The sequence below is a fragment of the Burkholderia sp. JKS000303 genome (genome assembly GCF_002563755.1).
Lineage (GTDB): Bacteria > Pseudomonadota > Gammaproteobacteria > Burkholderiales > Burkholderiaceae > Burkholderia > Burkholderia anthina_B.
On the sequence record NZ_PDBZ01000003.1, the window covers coordinates 501,269 to 523,448 of the forward strand.

The following is a 22,180-nucleotide window of genomic DNA, read 5'->3' on the forward strand; positions in this document are numbered from 1 at the left end:
TTCGCTCAATACGAATCGTCGTCGAAGCGGGCCGATACCGGCCGCCGCTTCATGTCCTTCAACCAGTCCCGGACCTTGTCCGGATCCTCGAACTCGCGCAGCGCGACGGTCAGATCCTGGTTGCTGCGCTGCATGCCGGCGATGTCGCGCGTGAGTATGCGGATGACGGTGTCGGGCGCGACCTTGGTCGACGAAGCGATGCCATACGTGCGCCGGAAATCGCGCTCGACGTGCTCGATCTCCTGATCGAGTTCGCGCAGTTGCTCCTCCAGGATGCCGTTGTAGCGCGTGAGCCGCGCTTCGCTGAGCCCGTCGATCGCACGGCGGTCGATCTGTTCGATCTCCAGCTGCAGTTCGAGCAGTTGCAGCAGATTGCCCTTCTCATAAGCGCGGTTGACTCGCTGCATCAACACGGTCTTGCGCTGCTGTTCCTGCGGATCGGTTTCGCGATCGGGATGCAGCGCGCTGGCGAGCTTGCGATAGATCTCGCGGATCGACTTGCTCGATTCGGCCTGTTCGGCTTCGCGTTTCGCTTGCGCGGCCGACTGCTTGGGCGCTTTCTTGCGCTTCGCGCGCTGGGCTTCACGAGCCGCGTGAGCGGCCATGTCGCGCTCGAACTGCGCGTCGAGTTCGGCCTGCATACGCTCGGCGAGTTCTTCAGGCGACAGCGCGTCGAGATCTTCCGACGGCTCCGGTTTGGGATCGGGTTCCGGTTTCATCGGCTCGGGCGCGGCCGCCGCATTGCCGACGTTCGCGGAGGCGCGGTGCCGGGCGTAAATGGCCTTCAGCCCGGCGTCGTCGCTGACGTTCAGCAAATCGCCGGCCATATCGGCGATCAAGTCGGACAGCGTCCGTTGTTCGGCCTTGCTCAAGCCCTTCTGCAGGAACGCATCGTCGAGCAGATGGATCAGCTGGATCCGCAGCGCCGTCGATTCCTGTTCGAGCGGCAACAGAGCGTCGACGAATTTCTTCTGGAACGCCGGCATGACGGCTTCCCATGCGCCGAGCCGCTCGCGTCGCTTTTCGATCTGCTTGACGAGCGTATTGAACGTTTTCTGGGCTTTCGACAGGCTGGCTGTCTCGTGACCGGGCGCAATGGCGACCTCGGCACCGCGACGTGCGGTCATGATGAATATCCTCCGGCCGCGGCGGATGGCGCGGCAGGCCGGTATTCTAGCCGGACGGGCGCGTGCGTTCCGGCGAGCGATGCACCGATGCCGCTGCGTTACAGCACCGCCATCGATTCCGTCATGTTCTGCTTCATGTAGTCGAGGAAGCGCTTCTGGAACAGCATCGTGTGTTCGTGCGCGGCCCGCTCGGCCGCATCGGCATCGCGCCGCGCGATCGCGTCGATCAGTTCGTCGTGGTCGCGGCCGAGCTTGGCTGCCGTCGGCGAGCTCACCGTGAAATCGAAGTGCAGATGGAGCAGGCGCTGCCCTTCGCCGAGCAGCCGCTCGTAGTAGCCGATGAAGTACGGATTGTTCGCGGCGTGCGCGATCGCCATGTGCAGCGCCTTGTTGGTCTCCGACATTGCCTGGAAGTCGCCGCTTGCGACGGCTTCCATGTAGACGTCGTCGGCCTTGCGGATCTTCGCGAGGTCGGCGTCGGAGCGCTGCGTGGCCGCGAGCCGCGTGACCGCGCGCTGGATCAGGTCGAGCGCCGAGATGTATTTCGGGAATTCCTCGATTTCGAACGGCGTGACGAGCGTCGTGCGGTTCGGCAGCACCGTGACGAGCCCCTCGCTGCTGAGCCGCGCGATCGCGTCGCGCACCGGCGAGCGCGACAGCCCAAACTGCGCGGCCAGCGAGATTTCGTCGAGCTGCACGCCGGGTTTGAGCTTGAGCGTCAGGATCTGCTTGCGCAATTCCTCATACACATATCGCCCGCCGTGCCGGCGGCCGCCACCTTCGGTTTCAACGGCCTCTTTGCTCATCTCGCCACCCTTCCTGTAATCGACCCGGGTCGCCGGGCGCGCTCTGGAGTTTAGCATCGCGCCCTCACGTCCCCGCCGGCCCGAACCCGTCGCCCCACGTATCGCTCAGCATGAAGCCGGCGGCGAGCGGGTCGTCCGGATCGACGCCGAGCTGCTGGAACCCGAACACCCACGCGCGCCCGGTGACGCGCGGCAGCACGGCCGGCCGGCCGCCCACTTCGGTCGTGCCGAGCAGTTCGACGCGGAATTCGCCGCCGATCGTCGAACGCGACGTGAGGCGGTCGCCCACCTGCACGCGCCCGCGCGCCGCGAGGGTCGCGAGGTTGGCCGAGCTGCCGGTGCCGCACGGCGAGCGATCGACCCGGCCGGGCGGCAGCGTCGTGCAGGTCTGGTACACCTTGTCGTCGACGCGATTGCGGAACATCACGTACGCGACTTCGTTGATTTCCGGGACCAGCGGATGCTGCACCGCGACCTGCCGGTTGATGATCTCCTTGAGCCGCACGCCGTGCGTCGCGAGCTGGCGCGCATTGTCGGGCGCGATGTCGAGCCCGATCTGGTCGACGTCGACGAGCGCGTAGTACACGCCGCCGAACGCGATGTCGGCCTTGATCGTGCCGAACTCCGGCGTGTGCACGTCGACGTCCAGCTGTTCGACGAACGACGGCACCATGTCGAGCGACACGCCGACGCAGCGGCCGTCGCGGCACGCGGCCCGCGCGGTGACGAGCCCGGCCGGCGTATCGAGCACGACGGTGGTCTCGGGTTCCTGCATCGGCACCATCCCGAGTTCGAGCAGTGCCGTGACGACGCAGATGCAGTTGCTGCCCGACATCGGATGCGCCTTGTCGGCCTGCAGCACGATGAAGCCCGCATGGGCTTCCGGGCGCGTCGGCGGCAGCAGCAGGTTGACCGACATCTGCAGGCAGCCGCGCGGTTCGAGCACGACCAGGCGCCGCAAGCTGTCGTCGGTCTCGTTGATGTGGTTCATCTTGTCGAGCATGGTCCTGCCCGGCACGTCGAGGACGCCGCCGGTGATGACCTTGCCGATCTCGCCCTCGCAATGCACGTCGACGAGTTGCAGCGTTTTGTTCCAGCGCATGATCGATTCACCTTCCTACTTGATGTACCAGCCCCACGGCTTGTCGCTGTCGTAGCGCGTGATCTGCTTGATCTCGAGGTAGTTGTTCAGCCCCCATTCGCCGAGTTCGCGCCCGATCCCGCTCTGCTTGTAGCCGCCCCACGGCGCCTCCGTGAACGTCGGCTGCGAGCAGTTGATCCACACGATGCCCGCGCGCATCGCGCGTGCCACGCGCTCGCAGCGCGGCAGGTCGGCCGACATGACCGCCGCCGCGAGACCGAAGCGCGAATCGTTGGCCGAGCGTACCGCTTCGTCTTCCGTATCGAACGGCCGCACGCAGACCACCGGCCCGAAGATTTCCTCGCGCCAGATCCAGCTGTCTTCCGGCACGTCGGCGAACACGGCCGGTTCGATGAAGTAACCGCGCTCGAGATGCGCGGGCCGCCCGCCGCCCGTGACGAGCCGCGCGCCTTCGTCGCGGCCGCGCGCAATGGCTTCCCGCACCTTGTCGTACTGCCCGCGGCTCACCAGCGGGCCGAGCAGCACGCCGTCGTCGCGACCGTTGCCGATGGTGATTTTGCGCGCTTCCTGCGCGAGCCGCTCGACGAGCGGCGCATACAGCGGGCGTTCGACGAGCACGCGCGACGTGGCCGAACACACTTCGCCCTGGTTCCAGAAGATGCCGAACAGGATCCATTCGACGGCCGCTTCGAGATCGCTGTCGCCGAACACGATGAACGGCGACTTGCCGCCGAGTTCGAGGCTCACGTTCTTGATGTCGCGCGCGGCGGCCTGCATGATCCGGCTGCCGGTCGGCACGCTGCCGGTGAATGCAAGCTTGTCGATGCCCGGGTGCTCGGCGAGCGGCGCGCCGGCGTCCGCGCCGAGGCCCGTCACGACGTTCAGCACGCCGGCCGGCAGCCCGGCCGCATCGGCGATGCCGGCCAGCTCCAGCGCGGTGAGCGGCGTCAGCTCGGACGGCTTCAGTACCATCGTGCAGCCGGCCGCGAGCGCGGGCGCGACCTTCCACGCGGCCATCAGCAGCGGAAAATTCCACGGGATGATTGCGCCGGCCACGCCGATCGGCTCCTTGCGCACGACGGTGCTGAAGCGTTCGTCCGCGAGCGGCACGGACGTTTCCGTACCCCTGTCGAGTCGTTCGGCGAGCCCCGCGTAGAAGTCGAAGCAACCGGCCGCATCGCCGAGATCCCACAGCGCTTCGGGCAGCGGCTTGCCGTTGTCGCGCACTTCGAGCTCGGCGAGTTCGGGCAGACGGTCGCGGATGCCTTGCGCGATCGCGCGCAGCACGGCGGCCCGCTGCGCGCCGGTCATGCGCGGCCACGGGCCTTCGTCGAAGGCGCGCCGCGCGGCCTTGACCGCCGCATCGATGTCTTCCGCCGTGGCGGCGGCCACTTTCGCGATCACGGTTTCGTCGCCCGGATCGAGCGTGTCGAAGGTACGGCCCTGAACGGGCGCCACCCAGCGGCCGTCGATGAAAAGTCGTTCGTAGGAGTGCATGAAGGTCTCGAAAGTCAGGCGAAGCGATAAGCGCTGAATGGCGCAAGGTCCTGCCGCGTCGGGCGGCCGGCGGCGAGGTCAGCGACCAGCCGCCCGGTCGTTGCGCCGAGCGTGAGGCCGAGCTGGCCGTGACCGAACGCCATGACCACGTTCGGCAGCCGCTTCGAGCGGTCGATCACCGGTTTCGTGTCGGGCAGGAACGGCCGGTAGCCGACGCCGTACTCGACGTGCGTCGTCTGCAGCTCGGGCAGGATGCGTTTGGCTTTCTCCAGGATGATGTCCGCGCGGCGGAAGTTCGGCGCCGCATCGCGGCCGGCGAACTCGATCGTGCCGCCGATCTGCAGCCCGCGCGTCATCGGGCTGAAGCAGAAGCCGCCGTCCGCATAGATGACGGAGTGACGGAACTCGACGCCCGGATCGGCGACGAGCGCCTGATAGCCGGCGATGCCTTCGAGCGGTACGCGTACGCCGAGCTGGCCGAAGAATGCGCGCGAGCCGATGCCGGCCGCGACGACCACGTGATCGGCCGCGAGGCGCTCGCCGTTCGCGAGCGTTACGCCCGTCGCGCGTCCGGACGCCTCGTCGACGCGCGACGCGTTCGCGCGGATGCGGCGGCCGCCTTGCGCTTCGAAGCTGGCCGTCAGCGCCGCGACGAAGCCTTCGGTATCGTTGACCGCGCGCCAGTCGGGAAACAGCAGCCCGTGCCGGAACTTCCCTGCGAGCGCCGGTTCGAGGTCGCCGATGTCCGCGGCCGACAGTCGCTGCGATTCGAATCCAAGCGACTGTCGCAGGTCCAGATGCGGCTCTTCGTGCGTGATGCCGGCCGGATCGTCGAAGACTTCGAGCACTGGCCGCTGGCCCATCAGCGCGCGGTCGCCGCACGCGTCGAGCAGCGGCGCGTAGTCGGCATAGACGTCGTGCGTGAGCGTGGCCATTGCCTGCGCGATCGACACGATCTTCGCGTGACGGGCCGACGCGACGAACCGGAAGAACCACGGCAGGATGCCCGGCAGTGCGCCGGGCCGCAGCGCGAGCGGCCCCTTCTGGTCCATCAGCCAGCGCGGCACTTTCATCAGGATGCCGGGCTTCGACAGCGGGATGATCTCGCTGACGGCCATCTGCCCGCAGCTCCATTTCGCGGTGCTGTCGCCGGGCGCGGCCGGATCGATCAGCGTGACGGCGTGGCCGTCGCGCTGCAGATAGAGCGCGCAGCACACGCCGACGATCCCGCCGCCGATCACGACGGCGGTTTCCTGCCGGGCCGTACCGGGCGCCGCGGGAGCGGGTGGTCGCGGAATCGCATTCAATTGACGAACTCCTGCAGGCTGAAGCCGTGCGCATACGGTTGGGACGCATCGACGCGATACTGCGCGCGCCCGGTGACCCACGCGCGCCCTTCGATGCTCGGCCGCACGGCGTCGAGCCCGCTGTCGAGGCGTGTGACCGATTCGACGCGGCCGATGAAGCGGCTGCCGATCAGGCTCTCGTGGCAATACGCGTCGCCGGCCTTCAGCCAGCCGCGCGCGAAACGCTGCGCGACGCGTGCCGAGCTGCCGGTGCCGCATGGCGAACGGTCGACGAGGCTGTCGCCGGCGATCACCACCGCGCGCCCGTGCGCATCGTCGGCGATCGGCTTGCCCGTCCACATGCAATGGTGCACGCCGCGAATCGCCGGATGATCGGGGTGCACGACGTCGAGCGCCGCGTTGACCGCGCGCTGCACGTCGCGGCCCCACGCCAGCAGTTCGTCCGGCGTGAAATGCTCGCAACCGGGGAAGTTCGGCTGCACCTCGACGATCGGGTAGAAGTTGCCGCCGTACGCGATGTCGACGGCCAGCGTGCCGAGCGCGGGAACGTCGATCTCGACGTCGCGTGCGAGCAGGAAGCTCGGCACGTTGGTGAAGCGCACCGAGCTCACGCGCGCGCCGTCCATCTCGTAGCGCGCGACGATCTGCCCGGCCGGCACGTCGACCGTCACCATGCCCGGCTGCTTCGGCACGACGAGCCGCTCCTCGATCGCGAACGCGATCGAGCCGATCGTCGCGTGGCCGCACATCGGCAGGCAGCCCGACGTCTCGATGAACAGCAGGCTGAAATCGGCGTTGTCGCTGACGCTCGGGTAGAAGATCGTGCCCGACATGTGCGCATGGCCGCGCGGCTCCAGCATCAGCGTGCGGCGCACCCAGTCGTGATGCGCGACGAAGTCCTCGCGGCGTGCGTTCATCGTCGCACCCTGCAGCGCGGGCGCACCGTCGATCACCATGCGCACCGGCATGCCTTCGGTATGGCCTTCGATGCAGGTAAAGCTGTGAATCGTCATGTTGGGATTCCTCGGTCGGCGTACCGGCGCCGCGCGACGCCGGTACGGGTGCGCGTTATGCCTGCGATGCCTCGAAGATCGCGCGGAACGCCGCTTTTTCGTCGTCGGTCAGCGGCTGCAGCGGCATGCGCGCGTTGCCGACCTTGAAGCCGGCCAGCTCGCAACCGTACTTGACCTTCTGGATGAACTTGCCCGACTCCATGCTCGCCATCACCGGGAACAGCGAACGCATCACGTTCTGCGCGCCCGCGATGTCGCCGGCCGAGAATGTGTCGTAGAAGCGCACGACCTGTTTCGCGAAGCAGTTTGCGGGCCCGCAGATCCAGCTCGTCGCGCCCCACAGGAAGAAGTCGAGCGCCTGGTCGTCCGAGCCGCACGACAGCTGGTAGTGGTCGCGGTACTTTTCGCCGATCTCGATCGCGCGCAGCAGGTTGCCGCTGCTTTCCTTGATGCCGATCACGCGCGGATGATCCTTGAGCGCGTCGAGCACGCCGAAGCCGACCTCGACGTTGGTGCGCACCGGGTAGTTGTACAGAATGACGTTCACGTCGGTCACCGCGGCGAGGATCGCTTCGTAGTGGCCGGTCAGTTCGTCCTGCGACGGCAGCGCGTAGTACGGCGGCGCGATCAGGATGTTCGTGTAGCCGGCGTCGCGCGCCTGGCGCACCTGCTCGATCACTTCGCGCGTCGACGAGCCGTTCGCGCCGGCGATCAGCGTGCCGCGATCGCCGACCACTTCGCGCACGGTCTTCATCACCGCGCGGCGCTCGTCGTTCGTGAGCGCGTAGTACTCGCCCGTCGAACCGAGCGGCACGAAGCCGCTGACGCCCGCGGCGAGCTGATATTCGAGGATCGACGCGAGCGTGTCGTGATCGACGGCGCCCGATGCATCGAACGGCGTGACGAGGGCGGGCAGAATGCCTTTCAGTTGCATGAGTTTTCTCCGGCTTGACGAGCGTTGAGGGTTAATAGGCATAGCGCCTGAGCATCCTGGACTCCACTACGCCGACCATGCGGGTCAGCGGAAAGGCGACGAGGAAATAGATGACGGCGACCGTGGTCAGGAACTCGACGGGTCGTGCGGTGCTGTTCGAGATGTTCTGGCCGACGAACATCAGGTCGGCGATGCCCACCGACGAAATGAGCGCGCTCTCCTTGAACAGGCTCACGACGTTCGACAGCAGCGGCGGAATCGCGCGCAGCAGCGCCTGCGGAAAGATCACGTAGACGATCTTCACGTGCGGCGACAGGCTGAGCGCGATGCATGCGTCGTGCTGCTCGCCGGCGATCGACTTCAGCGAGCCGCGAAACGTCTCGCTCGTGATCGCGGCCATGTACAGCGTCCACGAGATCAGCACCGACAGGTACGGCGGAATCGGCAGCCGCAGCACGACCGGGAAGCAGAAGAACACCCAGAACAGCTGGATCAGCAGCGGCGTGCCGCGGAAGAATTCGACGAACGCGGTGACGGGCCCGCGCAGCCAGCGCGACGGCGACATCCGCAACAGGCTCAGCGCGAAGCCGAGCAGGCTGCCGACGAGCGCGCAGGTCACGGTGAACGCGAGCGTCAGCCCGAGGCCCTTCGCGAGCACGAGCCAGTACGGCCAGACGACGGAAAAATCGAGGTTCACGGCGGGCTCCTCAGCGCTGGACGGCAGCGTCCTGACGACGCTCGATGACATTGACGAGTTTCGCGATCGGCAGCGACAGCGCGAAATACACGAGCGCGACCACCGAGTACGTTTCGAGCGGCCGGTACGCCTGCGTCGCAACGCTCTTGGCGACGTACATCAGGTCGCCCACCGCGACGATCGCCACCAGCGCGCTTTGCTGCAGGCTGCCGATGCCGTTCGTCAGCAGCACCGGCATCGCGCTGCGCAGCGCCTGCGGCAGCACGACGAACATCGTGCGCTGCCACGGCTTGAGGCCGAGCGCCACCGCGGCGTCGAGATGCTCCTTTGGCACGGCCTGCACGCCGGCGCGGTACGCTTCCGCGTTGAACGCGGTCAGGTTCAGCCCGAGCGCGAGCACGCCCATCGCGACCGGATCGATGAACACGTCGACCATCATCGGGATGCAGTAGAAAAACCAGATGATCTGCAGCAGCGCCGGCGTGCAGCGGAAGAATTCGATGAAGAGCTGGGCCGGCCAGCGCACGAGCGTCCAGCGGCTCATCGCGAGCAGGCACAGCACGAAGCCGAGCACGAGACCCATCGCGTTCGCGGCAACCGCGAGCACGACGGTCACCCGCAGCCCGTCGAGCAGCGCGCCGATGCTGCCCAGGAGGAAACTGAAATCGAAGTGGTAGTTCATGGCTTCGGCCTCAGTCGAGATGCAGGACTTTCTCGAGGAATTCCCGCGTGCGCGCTTCCTTCGGACACTTGAAGATCTGGTCCGGCGCGCCTTCCTCGACGATCTTGCCGTTCGCGCAGAACACCACGCGCGTGGCGATGTCCTTCGCGAAGTGCATGTCATGCGTGACGATGATCATCGCCATCTTCTGCTCGGCGAGCTGCAGCATCACGTTCTGCACTTCGACGACCATCTCCGGATCGAGCGCGGACGTCACTTCGTCGAACAGCATCAGCTTCGGTTCGAGCATCAGCGCGCGCGCGATCGCCACGCGCTGCTTCTGGCCGCCGGAAAGCTGGCTCGGGTACGCATGCAGCTTGCTTTCGAGGCCGAGGCGCGCGAGATACATGCGGGCACGCTCGGTGGCGTCGGCCTTCGACAGCCCGCCGACCCGCACGGGCGCGAGGATCAGGTTGCCCAGCACCGACAGGTGCGGAAACAGCGTGTAGTGCTGGAACACCATGCCGACCTGCTTCTGCAGTTTCGCGTCGATGCGCCAGCCGCCGCGCGCATCGCCGCCGCGGATGTACGACGCACCCTGGAACGCGATCTCGCCGCGCTGGATGCCTTCGAGGCCCATCATCACGCGCAGCAGCGAGCTCTTGCCGCTGCCGCTCGGGCCGATGATCACGAGCCGGTCGTCGACGCGCATGTCGAGACTCATGCCGTCCATGACGACGAGGTTCGGGCCGTACGCCTTGTGCACGTCGCGCAGGCGGACGAAATCGGCGGACGGCGCGGACGCGGCGAAGCGCGTGGTCGAAAGGGGATGCATGGCCGACCTGACGGCCGTCGTTTGAGGCGACAACATGACTGTCTCTCCAGGGGCGCCCGAGTTCGGCGCGCCAAGTACGTATCGGAAAATCGACGCCCGCCGGCGAGCGGCCGGGCCCGTTTGCGCGGCCGGCGCTTACTTGCCGGGGACGAGCATCGCCTGCACGGACGTCTTGATCAGGCGGTTCATCGCGCCCGACTTGACCTGCTGGGCGAGGTAGTCGTTGAGCACGTCGAGGTCGGCCTTCGGCGTGTCCTTGCGCAGCCCGAACGCGACTTCCTGCTGCGCGAGCGGCGGCGCCGGATTGAAGCTGGCGGCCCAGTCGGGGTGCGCTTCGGTCAACAGCATGTTGGTGATGTTCGCGTCGGCGAGCAGGTCGGCGCGCTTCGAGATCAGCGACAGGCGCGTCTCGTCGTTGCCCGGCAGCCGCATGATCCGCGCCTGTTTCAGTTCGGCCGAAATCGCCTTGTCCTGCGACGTGCCGGACATCACCGCGACCGTGACGTTCGGCTTGTCGATGTCGGTGATCGAGCGGAGGTTCTTCGGCACGCGCGGATTGTTCTTGTTGTAGACGAACGAGACGTTGTAATCGGTCGCCGGCGCGGAGAACGCGACGGCCTTTTCACGCTCGGGCGTGTCGTTCAGCGCCAGCGACAGATCCCATTTGTCCGATTGCAGGCCCGCCACGATGTTGTCCCAGCTCGTGTCGACGAATTCGACCTTCACCTTCAGCACGTTCTGCCCGAAATCGCGGCACAGATCCGAGAAGAAACCGCTGTAGGCGCCCGTTTTCGGGTCGCGCATCACGTACGGCGGCGCGACCGCCGCGCCGCAGCGCAGCACGCCGGCCTTCTTCACGGCGGCCCAGGCATCGGGCCCGGCAGCGTACGAGGGCGCGGCGGAAAGCAACGACGCCGCCGCCACGGCGCACGCGGCGATTTGACGGGTGAAACGGGACAGTCGATTCATGGTGACCTCACTCGATATGGGTAAACCCGGATCCTGCTGTTTGTTCCACACAAGGATGTGTGTTTTGTTGTGTTCAACGTTGTGTGCATATTAGAAGGGCAAAAATCGCTGTGTCAACGAGAAGTTGCGCTGTGACGTGGTCGGGTTTTCCCCGGGGCGAGGGCGGCGGCCGGCCGTATCCGGTTCGGGATGGCGGACGCTGGCGTGCCGGGAAGGGAGGCGCGACGCGGAGCCGGCGGCGGCTACGGACGGTCGGCGACGGAAAGATCGGAGCGGTTCGGCGGGTGTCCGGGCGGACCGGTGCGCGCGTTCGGCGCAAGAAGCGGCTTGATGGAGGTGCGGCGGTGTCAGGACGCCGTCGTACTGGCCGACGACGGCGTCGTTGTTTCAGGCGGCGAGCGGTTCGGCTCGGGAAGTCATGCTTGCCGCAGCGCGTGGCGGCGCGTTATCGCTTCACCGCGGCGACTGCCGGTGCGCCCGAAAACGTGCCCGGCGCGCCGGTCGGACCATAGGCGGCTTCGCTGCTCTTGTGCTCGGCGAGGCGCTTCGCGGCCAGGCGTTCCTGGGCGGCGATCAGGTCGTCCGGATAGTTGTCGCTTTCGCCGGTCGACGGATCGTAGCCGACCGATTCGAGGTCGAGCAGTTCCTGGCGAACCTGTGCGCGCGTGAGCGTCGAGTGCGACGACTGCGCGTAGGACGCGGTCGGTGCGGCGAGCAGAACGGTGGCGGTAGCGGCGACAGTGGCGATGGTGACGATGATGGATTTCACGATTTCCTCAGAAGGTTTCGTTGCGGTTCGGCGCGAGTGCGATGGCCTGAACCGACGTGACAAGTTTAGGAACCCGGATCGCCGGGATATACGGCCAATCCTGGCGAGCTCTGTTCCAGATCGAGTGAAAGTGGGCGGCGCGCGACGCGGCGTTCACGCATCGGCAATCGCCGCATCGGCGACCCTCGCGTTGACCGCACCGACGGCACGCGGCGCGCTGATCGACGGCAACCTGAATCGTTCGGCCGCGAGATCGACGAACGCGCGCACCTTGCCGGGCAGGAACTCGCGGCCCGGGTACACGAGCGACACGGTCACGCCGTCGTTCACGATCCGGTAGTCGCCGAGCACGCGCGTCAGCGTGCCGATGCGCAGGTCGTTGGCGACCGCGTATTCGGGCAGCAGCGCGATGCCGCTGCCGGCCAGCGCGAGCTGGCGCTGCATCAACGCGCTGTTCACGGTAACCGGCGCATCGAGCTGGAGCGCATCGAGCGTGCCGTTCGGGCCGGCCCACCGGCAGGTTCTCGGGCCGGTCGCGAGGCTGATGATCCGGTGGCCGTCGAGGTCGGCTGGCCGCCGCGGGGCTGCCGCTTCGAGCAGGTAGCCGGGCGACGCGACCGCGACGAGCGGTGCATGCACCAGCGTGCGCGACACGACGGACACCGACGTGATCATCGAGTCGGCGACGATGCCGGCGTCGAAGCTGCCGCCGAGCAGGTCCACTTCCGCTTCGGTCAGCGTGATGTGCAGCGACACGTCCGGATGACGCGACTGGTATTCGGCGAACAGTCCGGCCAGCTCCGTCGACATCAGGCTGTGGAGCACGACGACGTTCAGGTCGCCGGCAATCTGGCTCGATGCCTGCGTGGCGCGCGACTCGATTTCGGACAGATCCATCAGCAGCGCGCGGCATCCTTCCGCATAGCGGACGCCGACTTCGGTCAGCACCGTCTTGCGCGTCGACCGTTGCAGCAGCTTCACGCCCAGGTGCGCTTCGAGATCGCCGACGTAACGCGTGACCAGCGACGGCGAAAGATTCAACTGGTGCGCGGCATGGGAGAAATGATGCGTGTCTGCGACCTTGAGAAAGACCCGCATCGCACTGAACAGATGGTTCACGACGATTCCTGTGGCAGGGGCGTTGGAGGCGGTGCGATCAGCTGCCGAAGTAGACGTTGCAGAAGCTCACGGGGCCGACGCAGTCGGCATCCGTAGCGGGCTGGCGGGTGGCCGGCGCCGGGCGAAGCGGAACGATGGCCTTCGTCGCGGCGGTGGCGCGCACGCTGCTGCCGTCGTTCGAGCGGGCGGCGAGTTGCGCGGTGTAGGCGGGGGCGGCTGCTTGCGATGCCGGTTGTTGTTGTTGTTGTTGTTGTGCGTATGCGCTGGTGGTTGCGGCGACGCCGGAAAATGCGATGAGAACGGTCACGACGGGGGTAATGAAAGAATTAAACATTTAGGATTCCGATAATATAGGTATGGATTTTTTCATGTTCGATCCGGTATGTCCGCGCATCACGGAAAGATCGTGCGGTTGGGGTTCTGGCGCCCGCTGCGTCGGGATTCGGTGCGGTTGGATTACCTTGAATCGATGACGAAAGGATGAAGGAAAACCCTAGTCGTGTCCAAGGCGAATTTCCGATGCGGTCGATAAGACAAATAGATTGTCGATCGACGAAGGGGATTACACGAATACAGGGATAAAAATTCGGAATTCGAAATGAAGGCGGCGCCGACGCATGCGCACGATCGCCGCGCCCGTCATGGGGGCGCGGCGTCGGGTCGACTCGGCGATTCGTGCGGGTTTCGTCGCCCGTCGGGCGACGAAACGGCGGTCACGCGTGATCGCGTGGTGTCAGTGTGCGCAGCGACGACAGGCTGCCGTGTTCGAGCATCTCGCGCACCAGCTCGGCGAACGCGGTCGACGCGACGGTGCGGTACGCGCCCTTGCGACGCAGCAGCGCGACCGTGCGGACTGGAAACGGCGGATCCAGCGGCACGTACTGCAGGTCGCGATGCTCGAACTCGATCGTGCCGGGCAGGATCGTCGCGATCTTGCCGCGGCTCACGATCTTCAGCACCGCGCTGATCGAATTCGCCTGCAGCGCGACGTCGGGCTGCATGTCGTACGACTGGAAATAACTGTCGACATAGAAGCGCGACACGAAGCTCGTCGTCAGCAACGCGAGCGGCGTGCCGGCGAGCTGCGTCGGCGTGACGGGCTCGCGCTGCGCGGTCAGCGGATGCGTGCGGCCGACCACGAGCATCAGTTGCTCGGGAAACAGCGCCTCGGCCTCGATTTCGTCGGAGCGCACGTCGACGAAGCCGAATGCGAGATCGACCTGATCGTCGCCCAGCGCGGTTTCCACCGCATCGAGCGACATCTCGGTGATCTCGATCACGATGCCCGGATAGCGCTCGTGGAACTGCTCGATCACGGGCGCGACGAGGTATTCGGTGAAGGTCGGCGTGAAGCCGATCCGCAGTTGCCCGCGCGACAGGTCGTGCACGTCGTGCAGCGCGCGCTGCGCGGTCAGCAGGTCGTTGTGCGCGCGGCGCGCGTATTCGAGGTAGACGCTGCCGAAATCGGTGAGCTGGACCATACGCCCGCTGCGGTCGAACAGTTGCGCGCCGAGTTCGTCCTCGAGCTGGCGCACCTTCTGCGATAACGCCGACTGCGACACGCTGAGCGCTTCGGCGGCTCGCGTGAAGTTGCGGTGCTCGTCGATCGCCAGCAGATAGCTGATGTTGCGAAGGAGGGGGCTGCGTTGGGTGAACTTCATCTTCCGCGGATTGAGTCGCTGGTCGCGTGGATCGGGCATGGCGACATTATGCGCTGGTTGCGACGCGGCGGGCCGCGCTCGCACGGTGCGCGGGAAGACGTCGGCAAGCGTGGCAACGCCGGTGTCGGGCGCGGTTGTCGTGACCGATGCGGGCGCCGCATCGCGTTCGATCGTCAGGTCGTCGGGTACGCTCATTGCCAACCGCCTCCGAGCGCCAGGAACGTCGAGATCTGGTCGTTGTTCACATCCTGCTGTGCGGCTGCGACCGCCGTTTCGGCGGCCAGCCACGTGCGCTGCGCATCGAGCGACGCCAGCCCGCCGACCCGGCCGCCGCGCCGCAGCTCGTCGGTCCGGTCCATCACGTTGCGCGCCGCGTCGCGCGACGCTTCAAGGCGCTGCAAGCGGTCGAGCGCACCCGCATAGGTATCGAGCGACGTTTCGGTTTCGCGCAGCGCGGTGAGCACGGTCGAGTCGAAATGGGCGAGGCTCGCGCGGCTGTCGGCGTGCGCGGCTTCGATGCGGTCGCGGATCGTGCTGCGATGCAGGTCCCACGTGACCATCGGGCCGATCGCGAAGCGGTTCGTCAGCGGTGTGAAGAACGCGGCGGCGCCGCCGGTCGAGCCGATGCTCGCGCCGAGCTTGATGTCCGGATAGAGCGCGGCCGTCTCGACGCCGATGCGCGCCGTCGACGCCGCAAGCCGGCGCTCGGCCGCCCGCACGTCGGGGCGGCGTTTCAGCAGCGCACGCCCGTCGCCGGTCGGAAGCGGCTTCGACAGCTGAAGCGGCGTGCTGCACGTCAGCAGCGTGCGATCGTAGTTTTCCGGCGGCTGCCCGGACAGCGTCGCGAGCCGGAACGCCGCGTTCAGCCGGCGTGCCTGCCACGGCGCGAGCTGCGCGCGGCTGTTCTCGATGCCGCCCTGGTCGCGCTGCTGCTCGAACGTCGGTGCGCGGCCGTTCGCAATCAACTGGCGCGTCAGCGCGAGGCGCTGCTGCTGGATCGCGATCGAACGTTGCAGCACGTCGATCTGGTTGCCGGCATTGCACAGGTCCGAATACGCGCGCGTCACTTCGGCGGCGACGTTCACGCGCACGAGATCGCGCGCCGCGGCGACGGCCTCGTTGTCGGCCGACGCCGCCTCGATCCCGCGCCGGATGCCGCCGAACAGGTCGAGGTCGTAGCTCATCGTGAGCCCCATGTTGTAGATCTCGTGACGCGGCGGCTCGACGTGCGACAACACCGAGGCCGCCGACTGCTGCGTGTAGTTCGTCGACGCGTCGACGCCGACGCTCGGCTCACGCGCCGTGCGTGTCGCCGCGAGCAGCGCGTTGCTGCGCTCGAGGTTCGCCTGCGCGGCGCGCAGGTCGACGTTGCTCGCCAGCGCTTTTTCGACGAGCCCGTCGAGCACCGGATCGTTGTAGAGACGCCACCAGTGATCGGGCAACGGATCGGTCGACGCGACCGCTGCGCCCGCAACGAACACGCCGTTCGCGGCCGGTGCGTTCACGAGCGCGTTCGACGGAACGCGATAGTCGGGGCCGACCTCCGCGCACGCGGCGAGCGCGATGCACAGCGCGGCGAGGGCGGTCGTTCGCAGGCTCACCATGGCAGGCTCCTGCGTACCGTCACGTCGCCGGCCCGCGAGTGAATCTCGACCGATGCGGTTTGCCCCGGCACGAGCCGCACGCCGGGCGGCACCGCATCGATCACGACGCGCACCGGGATGCGCTGCGCGAGCCGCACCCAGGTGAACGCCGGGTTCACGTTCGCGAGCTGCGCATCGCCGCCCGCGCGTTCGCGGTCCTCGACGCCGCCGGCGATGCTCTGCACGTGACCGCGGATCTCGGTGGCGACACCCATCAGGTAGATGCTGGCCGGATCGCCGACATGAATGGCCGGCAGCTTGGTTTCCTCGAAGTAGCCTTCGACGCGCAGCGACGCGTCGTTCACCAGCGCCATCGCGCCCTTGCCGGCGTTCAGGTAGACACCCGGCAGCAGCCCGACGTTGGTCACGGTGCCGTCGATCGGCGCGCGCACCAGCGTGCGCGCCAGGTTCAGCGCGGCAAGATCGCGCGCGGAGTGCGCCTGCGCGAGCGCGGCGCGCAGTTTCTCGACGCGCGTCGTGCCTTGCTGCGTCGATTCTTCGGCGACGACGTCCGGCATCGCGCGATTGCGGCGGTCTTCGCGCACCGCTTCGTCGAGTTCGGCCTGCTCGCTTGCGACGTTCGCATCGGCCTGTTCGAGCGCGATGCGGTAGCGCGACGGATCGATCACGAGCAGGATCTGGCCTTTCGTGACCTTCTGGTTGTCGTGCACGCGCACGTCGGTGACGAGGCCGCTCACGTCGGGCGCGATCGGCACCACGTCGGCGCGCACCTTGCCGTCGCGGGTGAGCGGTTCGATCTGGTAGCGCACCCACAGCCCGTAGATCGCGCCGAGGATGCCGAGGATGATCGCGACCGTCAGCACGGTGCGCAACAGGGGGATGATTCGCTTCATGTTCAGGAAAGGAGGCGATACGGGAAATAGGCGTCGGCGAGACGGGCGATGCCCCACCACAGCACGAAGAACGTCGCGAGCTCGACGAGCGCCGGTTGCCACAGCAGCACGCGCAGCGGCAGGCGCACCAGCACGCCGCGCAGCAGGAACGTGACGGCCAGCGCGACGACGGCCCACGCGAGTGCGGATGGCATGTAGATGCCGAAAATATGGATCTCTTCGATCATCGGGTCGCTCCTTCGACGAGTTGGACATGCGGAAACAGGTTGCAGCGCATGCCGACCAGCGCGAGCAGCGTGGCGTCGTCGCGGCCGGTGGTGTTGCGCGAGGCGGCGCCGATCGCGCGGTTCAGCGTGCGCATGAGCGCCGCCGTGGCCGGGATCGGGTGATGGGCGTCGGCGCGTGCGCGGTACAGGTTCGACACCTCTTGCAGCGCGGCTTCGATCGCGACGCGCGTCTGCGCATCGCCTTTGTCGAGACCTTCGCGCACCTGGATGATGTTGCGGCCGATGCGCAGGTCGCTCAGCCCGTCGACGGCATGCAGCGCGTCGCCCGGGTTCGCGAACGCCATGCGCGCGGCCACCTGGCCGAGCCGGTCGACCGCGCGCGCGGTCCACGTGGGCGCATCGAGCGGCCGGTGCGGGTCGGCCATCTGCGCGAGATCGGCCCAGTTCTGGCGCACGATCCGGTATGCGGTCCAGCGCGTGCTGGCCGAGCGGAAGAGTTTGGTCACGACCAGTGTCGTGACGATGCCGCCGACCTGTGCAAGCCCCGTGTTGAGGAACAGCGCGAAGTCGGCCTGGAAACGATCGAGAAAGCCCATGGCGACGATGAAGCAGGAGAACATCGGAAGCGCGCGTGCGGTGCGCGCGGGATCGGCCTGGATGTAGCCCATCCAGATGAAGGCCGGTGCGAGCGTCAGGATCAGCATCCCGGCGCCGTCGACACGCGGCAGGATCACGAACAGGTACAGCGCGGCGAGCGGAAAGGTGACGAGCGTCGACACCAGGTAGCGGCCGATCACCGGCGCGGGATCGTCCTGCGCCGCGAACGAGCAGGTGATGAGCGCGGCGAACGCGGCGGTGGCTGAACCGTTCGGCCACGCGAGCAGGATCCACACCGCGCAGTAGATGATGATCGCGGTGGTCGTCGCGGCGCCTGCCAGCAGCGCGAGCCCGTGGTCGCGCGAGAGCCGGAAGCGCTGCGCGCCGTCGACCGGCGGCAGATGGCGTTCGAGTTCGGCATCGCTTTCCGCGAAGGTCCGCACGAGTCCGCGCGCGGCGTGCAGCGTGTCGATGAAATCGGCGGTGCGGTCGAACAGGTTCGCGGCGAGCAGCGACGTCCAGGTCGGATCGAGCAGGCGCTCGGCCGCCAGCGCGCGACAGCGCGCGGCGAGGCCGACGTCGAGTGCTTCGCCGACTTCCTGTGACGCCTTCAGGTCCTCGACCACCGCGTCGACCAGTGCGGCGGTTTCCGCATCGACCGCGTTCAGCGCGCGCAACTGGTCGAGCCGGTTCGCGGCGGCCGACGCGATCGACAGCAGCGCGGCGAGGCGGTGCTGCAGCGCGGTGACCGTGTCGCGCGTCGCGAGCGCGAAGCGCTGGTCGAACGGCAGCGTCGTCGCGATCATCCCGAGCTCGGTCACATCGGCCGCGAGCTTGCGGCGATGCTCGTGTTCGAGCCGCGTGTGCTGCGTGCCGAATGCGTCGACCGTCCAGCGGCACGCGTCACCCAGAAACGACAGCGCGCGTTCGTGAATCACCGGCCGGCTGTTCGCGGGCTTCAGCAGCATGTGCGTGATCGTCACGCACAGGATCGCCACCGTCATTTCCTCGACGCGCGACACCGCGGTGATGAAGATGTTGGTCGGATCGTCGAGATACGGGAAGCAGATCACGGCCGAGCTGAATGCGGCCATCTGGAACAGGAACGCACGTGGCGTGCGGTCCAGCACCGCGAGATAGATGCAGAAGCCGATCCACAGCGCGAGGCACAGCACCAGCAGGGCCGGCGAGTTCTGCAGGTTGGGCGCGACCACGACCGTCACCACCGCGCCGGTCGCGATGCCCGCGAGCCGGTAGATGACCTTCGGGCGGAACGCGCCGGCCATCGGCTGCGCGGTCACGTACACGGTCAGCAACGCCCACCACGGGCGCGGAAAACTGACGGTAAACGAGATCAGCAGCACAAGCGCGGCGGCGATAAAAGTGCTGATCGAGAAAAGGAGCTTTCTCGGATCAATAGAGAATGGATCGCGCGGCCGTAGCGGCGCGACGGTGGCTTGCGACACGTCGGTTTCCTTGGGCGAGACAGGCGGAGAGCGTTGCTGCGGCTGCGTTACGGCGTCGGAGGCGGGGTGCCGCACGTCATCTGCTGCAGCGCCGGCTTGCGGCATGCGCGGCGGCGGAGGGCGGTGGGGTGTGCGGGAACAGGAGACCGCACGAAAAGGGGGGGTGTTGCAGGCATTTCAAGCACGGCGTGCGCGCCTTTTCCTTTTTATTCAAGCGTATGGCGACGCCACGTCGATTGCCGCGGGCGCCACGAAAACTCGGTTGCGAAGGATCAGGGTTTCATTCGATTGCGATGGACGAAATTGTGCGCTGCGGCGCGCGCGGCGTCCAAGTCGGATTTCTGACCGGGTCGATCGGTTTTACTTATCGCTCGGCGCAAGAGCCGACATGAATGCCGATCATGGGGCGCGAAGCGGTTGCGAGTGCAACCCTATGACGATATCGGCGGACGCGATGCCGCCATCCCGTCAGTCGCCGAACAACTGTCCCTGCCCTGAAATCACGCGTTCGAAGTCGTCCCGCAAAAACGGCAGGATCGCATCGGCGACCGGTTGCAGCTGGCGGCTCACGTAGAACGCGTAGTCGATCGGCGAGCGCATCGTCTCCAGCGGTTCGGGGCCGGCCGTCGTCATCACGTAGCTGATCCAGCCGCCGCGTTGATACTGGAGCGGCCGGCCGCGCGCCTGGTTGAATTCGTCGGCGATCCGCGCGGCGCGCACGTGCGGCGGCACGTTGCGTTGATATTCGCTCAACGGCCTGCGCACGCGCTTGCGATAGATCAGTTGCGCGTCGAATTCCCCGGCGAGCGTGCGGCGCACGTAGTCGCGCACGAAGTCCTGGTACGGCTCGCGCTTGAACACGCGCCGGTAGAGTTCGCGCTGGAATACCTGCGCGAGCGGCGTCCAGTCGGTGCGCACCGTTTCGAGCCCCTTGAACACGAGGTCTTCGCCGCCGTTGGCCGCGCGCGCGAGGCCCGCGTAGCGCTTCTTGCTGCCTTCCTCCGCGCCGCGCACGGTCGGCATCAGGAAGCGGCGGTAATGCCGCTCGTACTGCAGCTCGAGCGCGCTCTCCAGCCCGAAGCGATCGTGCAGGTGCGTGCGCCACCAGCGGTTCACGTGCTCGACGAGCGCGCGGCCCTTGCTGGCGGCTTCGTCGTCGTCGTGCGCGTGGCCGAGCCACACGAACGTCGAATCGGTGTCGCCGTAGATCACTTCGTATCCCTGAGCTTCGATCAGCTCGCGCGTGCGATGCATGATCTCGTGGCCGCGCATCGTGATCGACGATGCGAGGCGCGGATCGAAGAACCGGCAGCCGGTCGAGCCGAGCACGCCGTAGAACGAGTTCATGATGATCTTCAGCGCCTGCGACAGCGGGGCGTTACGCTGCCGTTTCGCTTCGTCGCGGCCTTCCGACACGCGCCGCACGATGTCGGGCAGGCAATGCGCGGTGCGCGAGAAGCGCGCACCGAGAAAGCCGGGCACGGAGGTGTCGTCGCCCGGATGCGCGAGCCCTTCGATCAGCCCGGCCGGGTCGATCAGGAACGTGCGGATGATCGACGGATAAAGGCTCTTGTAGTCGAACACGAGCACCGAGTCGTACAGGCCGGGCCGCGAATCCATCACGAAGCCGCCGGGGCTGTTCTGCCCCGTCACGTCGCCGAGGTTCGGCGCGACGTAGCCGAGCCGGTGCATGCGCGGCAGGTACAGGTGCGTGAACGCCGCGACCGAGCCGCCGGTGCGATCGGCCGCGAGGCCCGTGACCGTCGCGCGTTCGAGCGCGAAGGACAGCAGGTCGGCCTTGTCGAAGATGCGCGTGACGAGCTCGCAGTCCTTCAGGTTGTAGTGCGCGAGCGCGGGCTTGTCGTGATCGAAGCGGCGCTGGATCTCGTCCATCCGCTGGTACGGATTGTCGATCGACTTGCCTTCGCCGAGCAGCGATTGCGACACGTATTCGAGGCTGAACGACGGGAACGTCCACGTCGCCGATTTCAGCATGTCGATGCCGTCGAGGATCAGCCGGCCGGCCGCGCCCGCGAAGAAGTGGTCGGGCTGCTGGCCGTGCGCGCGCCAGTCGAGCACGCTGCCGCCGCGGCCGAGCTTCAGCGGCACGCCGAACTGCTCCGCGTGCGCGTGCAGGATGCGCAGGTCGAACTGCACGAGATTCCAGCCGATCACCGCATCGGGATCGTGCTCGTCGAACCACGCGTTGAGCCGCGCGAGCATCTCGGGCCGGCTGTCGCAGTAGTCGAGCCGGAAGTCGAGCGCGGGCGCGGGCGCATCGCCGTTCGGCAGCCCGAGCATGTAGACCTGCCGCTGTCCGCAGCCTTCGAGCGCGATCGAATACAGCTCGCCGTGGATGCTCGTTTCGATGTCGAGCGACACGCAGCGCAGCACCGGGCGATAGCCGGTCGCGCTTTTCAGTTCGCCGTCGGCCAGCGTGCCGTCGCGGCCGGGCACGCCGCGAAACTGCACGGGCGCGGTGATGAAGCGCTCCATCGTGTAGCGGTCGGGCGGCTGCACGTCGGCTTCATAGACGTCGACGCCGGCCGCGGCGAGGCGCTTCTGGAGTCCGGACAGATGACGGTAGCGCCGGCAGTAGAGGCCGACGACCGGGCGTTGACGGAAGTCGCGCAGCGCGAGCGGGCGCAGCTCAGCCTCGCGCTCGCCGGCCAGCGTGCGTTCGGCGAGCGCCTGCTGCTCGGCCGGCACGAACGCGACGGCTTCCTGCGGGCGCAGCCGCACGCGGCGCGGGCCGTGTTCGGTTGCCAGCCAGAACTCGATCTCGATGCCGGACGCGGTGTCCCGCCAGTGGCGGGTGAGGATGAAACCCTGCTCGAACGCCGTCAAAACGCTTGCTCGTCGTGGATGCCCAGGCGGCGGATTTTAGCGCTGTCGC

General features: G+C 67.2%; 20 protein-coding genes. All 20 read right to left on the reverse strand.

All coding sequences use genetic code 11. The features are described from left to right. Nucleotides 1-5 precede the first annotated feature (5 nt). Entirely contained in the window at nt 6-1,127 is a 1,122-nt protein-coding gene (locus BX604_RS30185) for a J domain-containing protein (RefSeq protein WP_098554489.1), read from the reverse strand. A 98-nt stretch (nt 1,128-1,225) separates the two neighbouring features. Further along, entirely contained in the window at nt 1,226-1,933 is a 708-nt protein-coding gene (locus tag BX604_RS30190) for a GntR family transcriptional regulator (RefSeq protein WP_175801672.1), read from the reverse strand. A gap of 64 nt (nt 1,934-1,997) precedes the next feature. Then, complete coding sequence (locus tag BX604_RS30195) at nt 1,998-3,035, reverse strand: proline racemase family protein (protein ID WP_098554490.1); 1,038 nt, start codon at nt 3,033-3,035, stop codon at nt 1,998-2,000. A 15-nt stretch (nt 3,036-3,050) separates the two neighbouring features. After that, nucleotides 3,051-4,532, reverse strand: a complete 1,482-nt coding sequence (locus BX604_RS30200) for an aldehyde dehydrogenase family protein (RefSeq protein ID WP_098554491.1) — start codon at nt 4,530-4,532, stop codon at nt 3,051-3,053. Nucleotides 4,533-4,546: 14 nt separating this feature from the next. Continuing rightward, nucleotides 4,547-5,839, reverse strand: coding sequence for an NAD(P)/FAD-dependent oxidoreductase (locus BX604_RS30205; RefSeq protein WP_179894918.1), 1,293 nt, complete (start codon nt 5,837-5,839; stop codon nt 4,547-4,549). Continuing rightward, nucleotides 5,836-6,852, reverse strand: coding sequence for a 4-hydroxyproline epimerase (locus BX604_RS30210; protein ID WP_098554492.1), 1,017 nt, complete (start codon nt 6,850-6,852; stop codon nt 5,836-5,838). The genes BX604_RS30205 and BX604_RS30210 overlap by 4 nt, the downstream gene beginning before the upstream one ends. 55 nt (nt 6,853-6,907) lie before the next feature. Next, on the reverse strand, nt 6,908-7,786 hold the full coding sequence (locus BX604_RS30215; protein ID WP_098554493.1) for a dihydrodipicolinate synthase family protein: 879 nt from the start codon (nt 7,784-7,786) through the stop codon (nt 6,908-6,910). A 31-nt stretch (nt 7,787-7,817) separates the two neighbouring features. Continuing rightward, nucleotides 7,818-8,483 carry an amino acid ABC transporter permease gene (locus BX604_RS30220; protein ID WP_098555111.1) on the reverse strand — a complete coding sequence of 222 codons (666 nt, stop codon included), beginning with the start codon at nt 8,481-8,483 and terminating at the stop codon, nt 7,818-7,820. Between the two features lie 10 nt (nt 8,484-8,493). After that, nucleotides 8,494-9,165: an amino acid ABC transporter permease gene (locus BX604_RS30225; protein WP_098554494.1), complete on the reverse strand. Its 672-nt coding sequence runs from the start codon at nt 9,163-9,165 to the stop codon at nt 8,494-8,496. A gap of 10 nt (nt 9,166-9,175) precedes the next feature. Beyond that, entirely contained in the window at nt 9,176-10,015 is an 840-nt protein-coding gene (locus BX604_RS30230; RefSeq protein ID WP_098554495.1) for an amino acid ABC transporter ATP-binding protein, read from the reverse strand. A 99-nt stretch (nt 10,016-10,114) separates the two neighbouring features. Beyond that, complete coding sequence (locus tag BX604_RS30235) at nt 10,115-10,948, reverse strand: substrate-binding periplasmic protein (RefSeq protein WP_098554496.1); 834 nt, start codon at nt 10,946-10,948, stop codon at nt 10,115-10,117. A gap of 445 nt (nt 10,949-11,393) precedes the next feature. Continuing rightward, nucleotides 11,394-11,717 (reverse strand): DUF4148 domain-containing protein, encoded by a 324-nt coding sequence (locus tag BX604_RS30240; protein ID WP_098554497.1) that lies wholly within the window; start codon nt 11,715-11,717, stop codon nt 11,394-11,396. 153 nt (nt 11,718-11,870) lie between these two features. Continuing rightward, nucleotides 11,871-12,815 carry a LysR family transcriptional regulator gene (locus tag BX604_RS30245; protein ID WP_098555113.1) on the reverse strand — a complete coding sequence of 315 codons (945 nt, stop codon included), beginning with the start codon at nt 12,813-12,815 and terminating at the stop codon, nt 11,871-11,873. Between the two features lie 58 nt (nt 12,816-12,873). Further along, complete coding sequence (locus BX604_RS30250; RefSeq protein ID WP_143748150.1) at nt 12,874-13,143, reverse strand: hypothetical protein; 270 nt, start codon at nt 13,141-13,143, stop codon at nt 12,874-12,876. A gap of 406 nt (nt 13,144-13,549) precedes the next feature. Continuing rightward, nucleotides 13,550-14,536: a transcriptional regulator CynR gene (cynR, locus tag BX604_RS30255; RefSeq protein ID WP_098555114.1), complete on the reverse strand. Its 987-nt coding sequence runs from the start codon at nt 14,534-14,536 to the stop codon at nt 13,550-13,552. Nucleotides 14,537-14,688: 152 nt separating this feature from the next. Next, a complete protein-coding gene (locus BX604_RS30260; RefSeq protein WP_098554499.1) occupies nt 14,689-16,101 on the reverse strand; it encodes an efflux transporter outer membrane subunit in 1,413 nt (470 codons plus the stop codon). After that, nucleotides 16,095-16,994, reverse strand: a complete 900-nt coding sequence (locus BX604_RS30265; protein ID WP_098554500.1) for an efflux RND transporter periplasmic adaptor subunit — start codon at nt 16,992-16,994, stop codon at nt 16,095-16,097. The genes BX604_RS30260 and BX604_RS30265 overlap by 7 nt, the downstream gene beginning before the upstream one ends. A 2-nt stretch (nt 16,995-16,996) precedes the next feature. Then, entirely contained in the window at nt 16,997-17,221 is a 225-nt protein-coding gene (locus tag BX604_RS30270; RefSeq protein WP_098554501.1) for a DUF1656 domain-containing protein, read from the reverse strand. Further along, nucleotides 17,218-19,284 (reverse strand): FUSC family protein, encoded by a 2,067-nt coding sequence (locus BX604_RS30275; RefSeq protein ID WP_098554502.1) that lies wholly within the window; start codon nt 19,282-19,284, stop codon nt 17,218-17,220. Before BX604_RS30275 ends, BX604_RS30270 begins: the two co-directional genes overlap by 4 nt. A 468-nt stretch (nt 19,285-19,752) precedes the next feature. Beyond that, entirely contained in the window at nt 19,753-22,131 is a 2,379-nt protein-coding gene (locus BX604_RS30280) for a DNA polymerase II (protein WP_098554503.1), read from the reverse strand. Nucleotides 22,132-22,180: the final 49 nt, after the last annotated feature.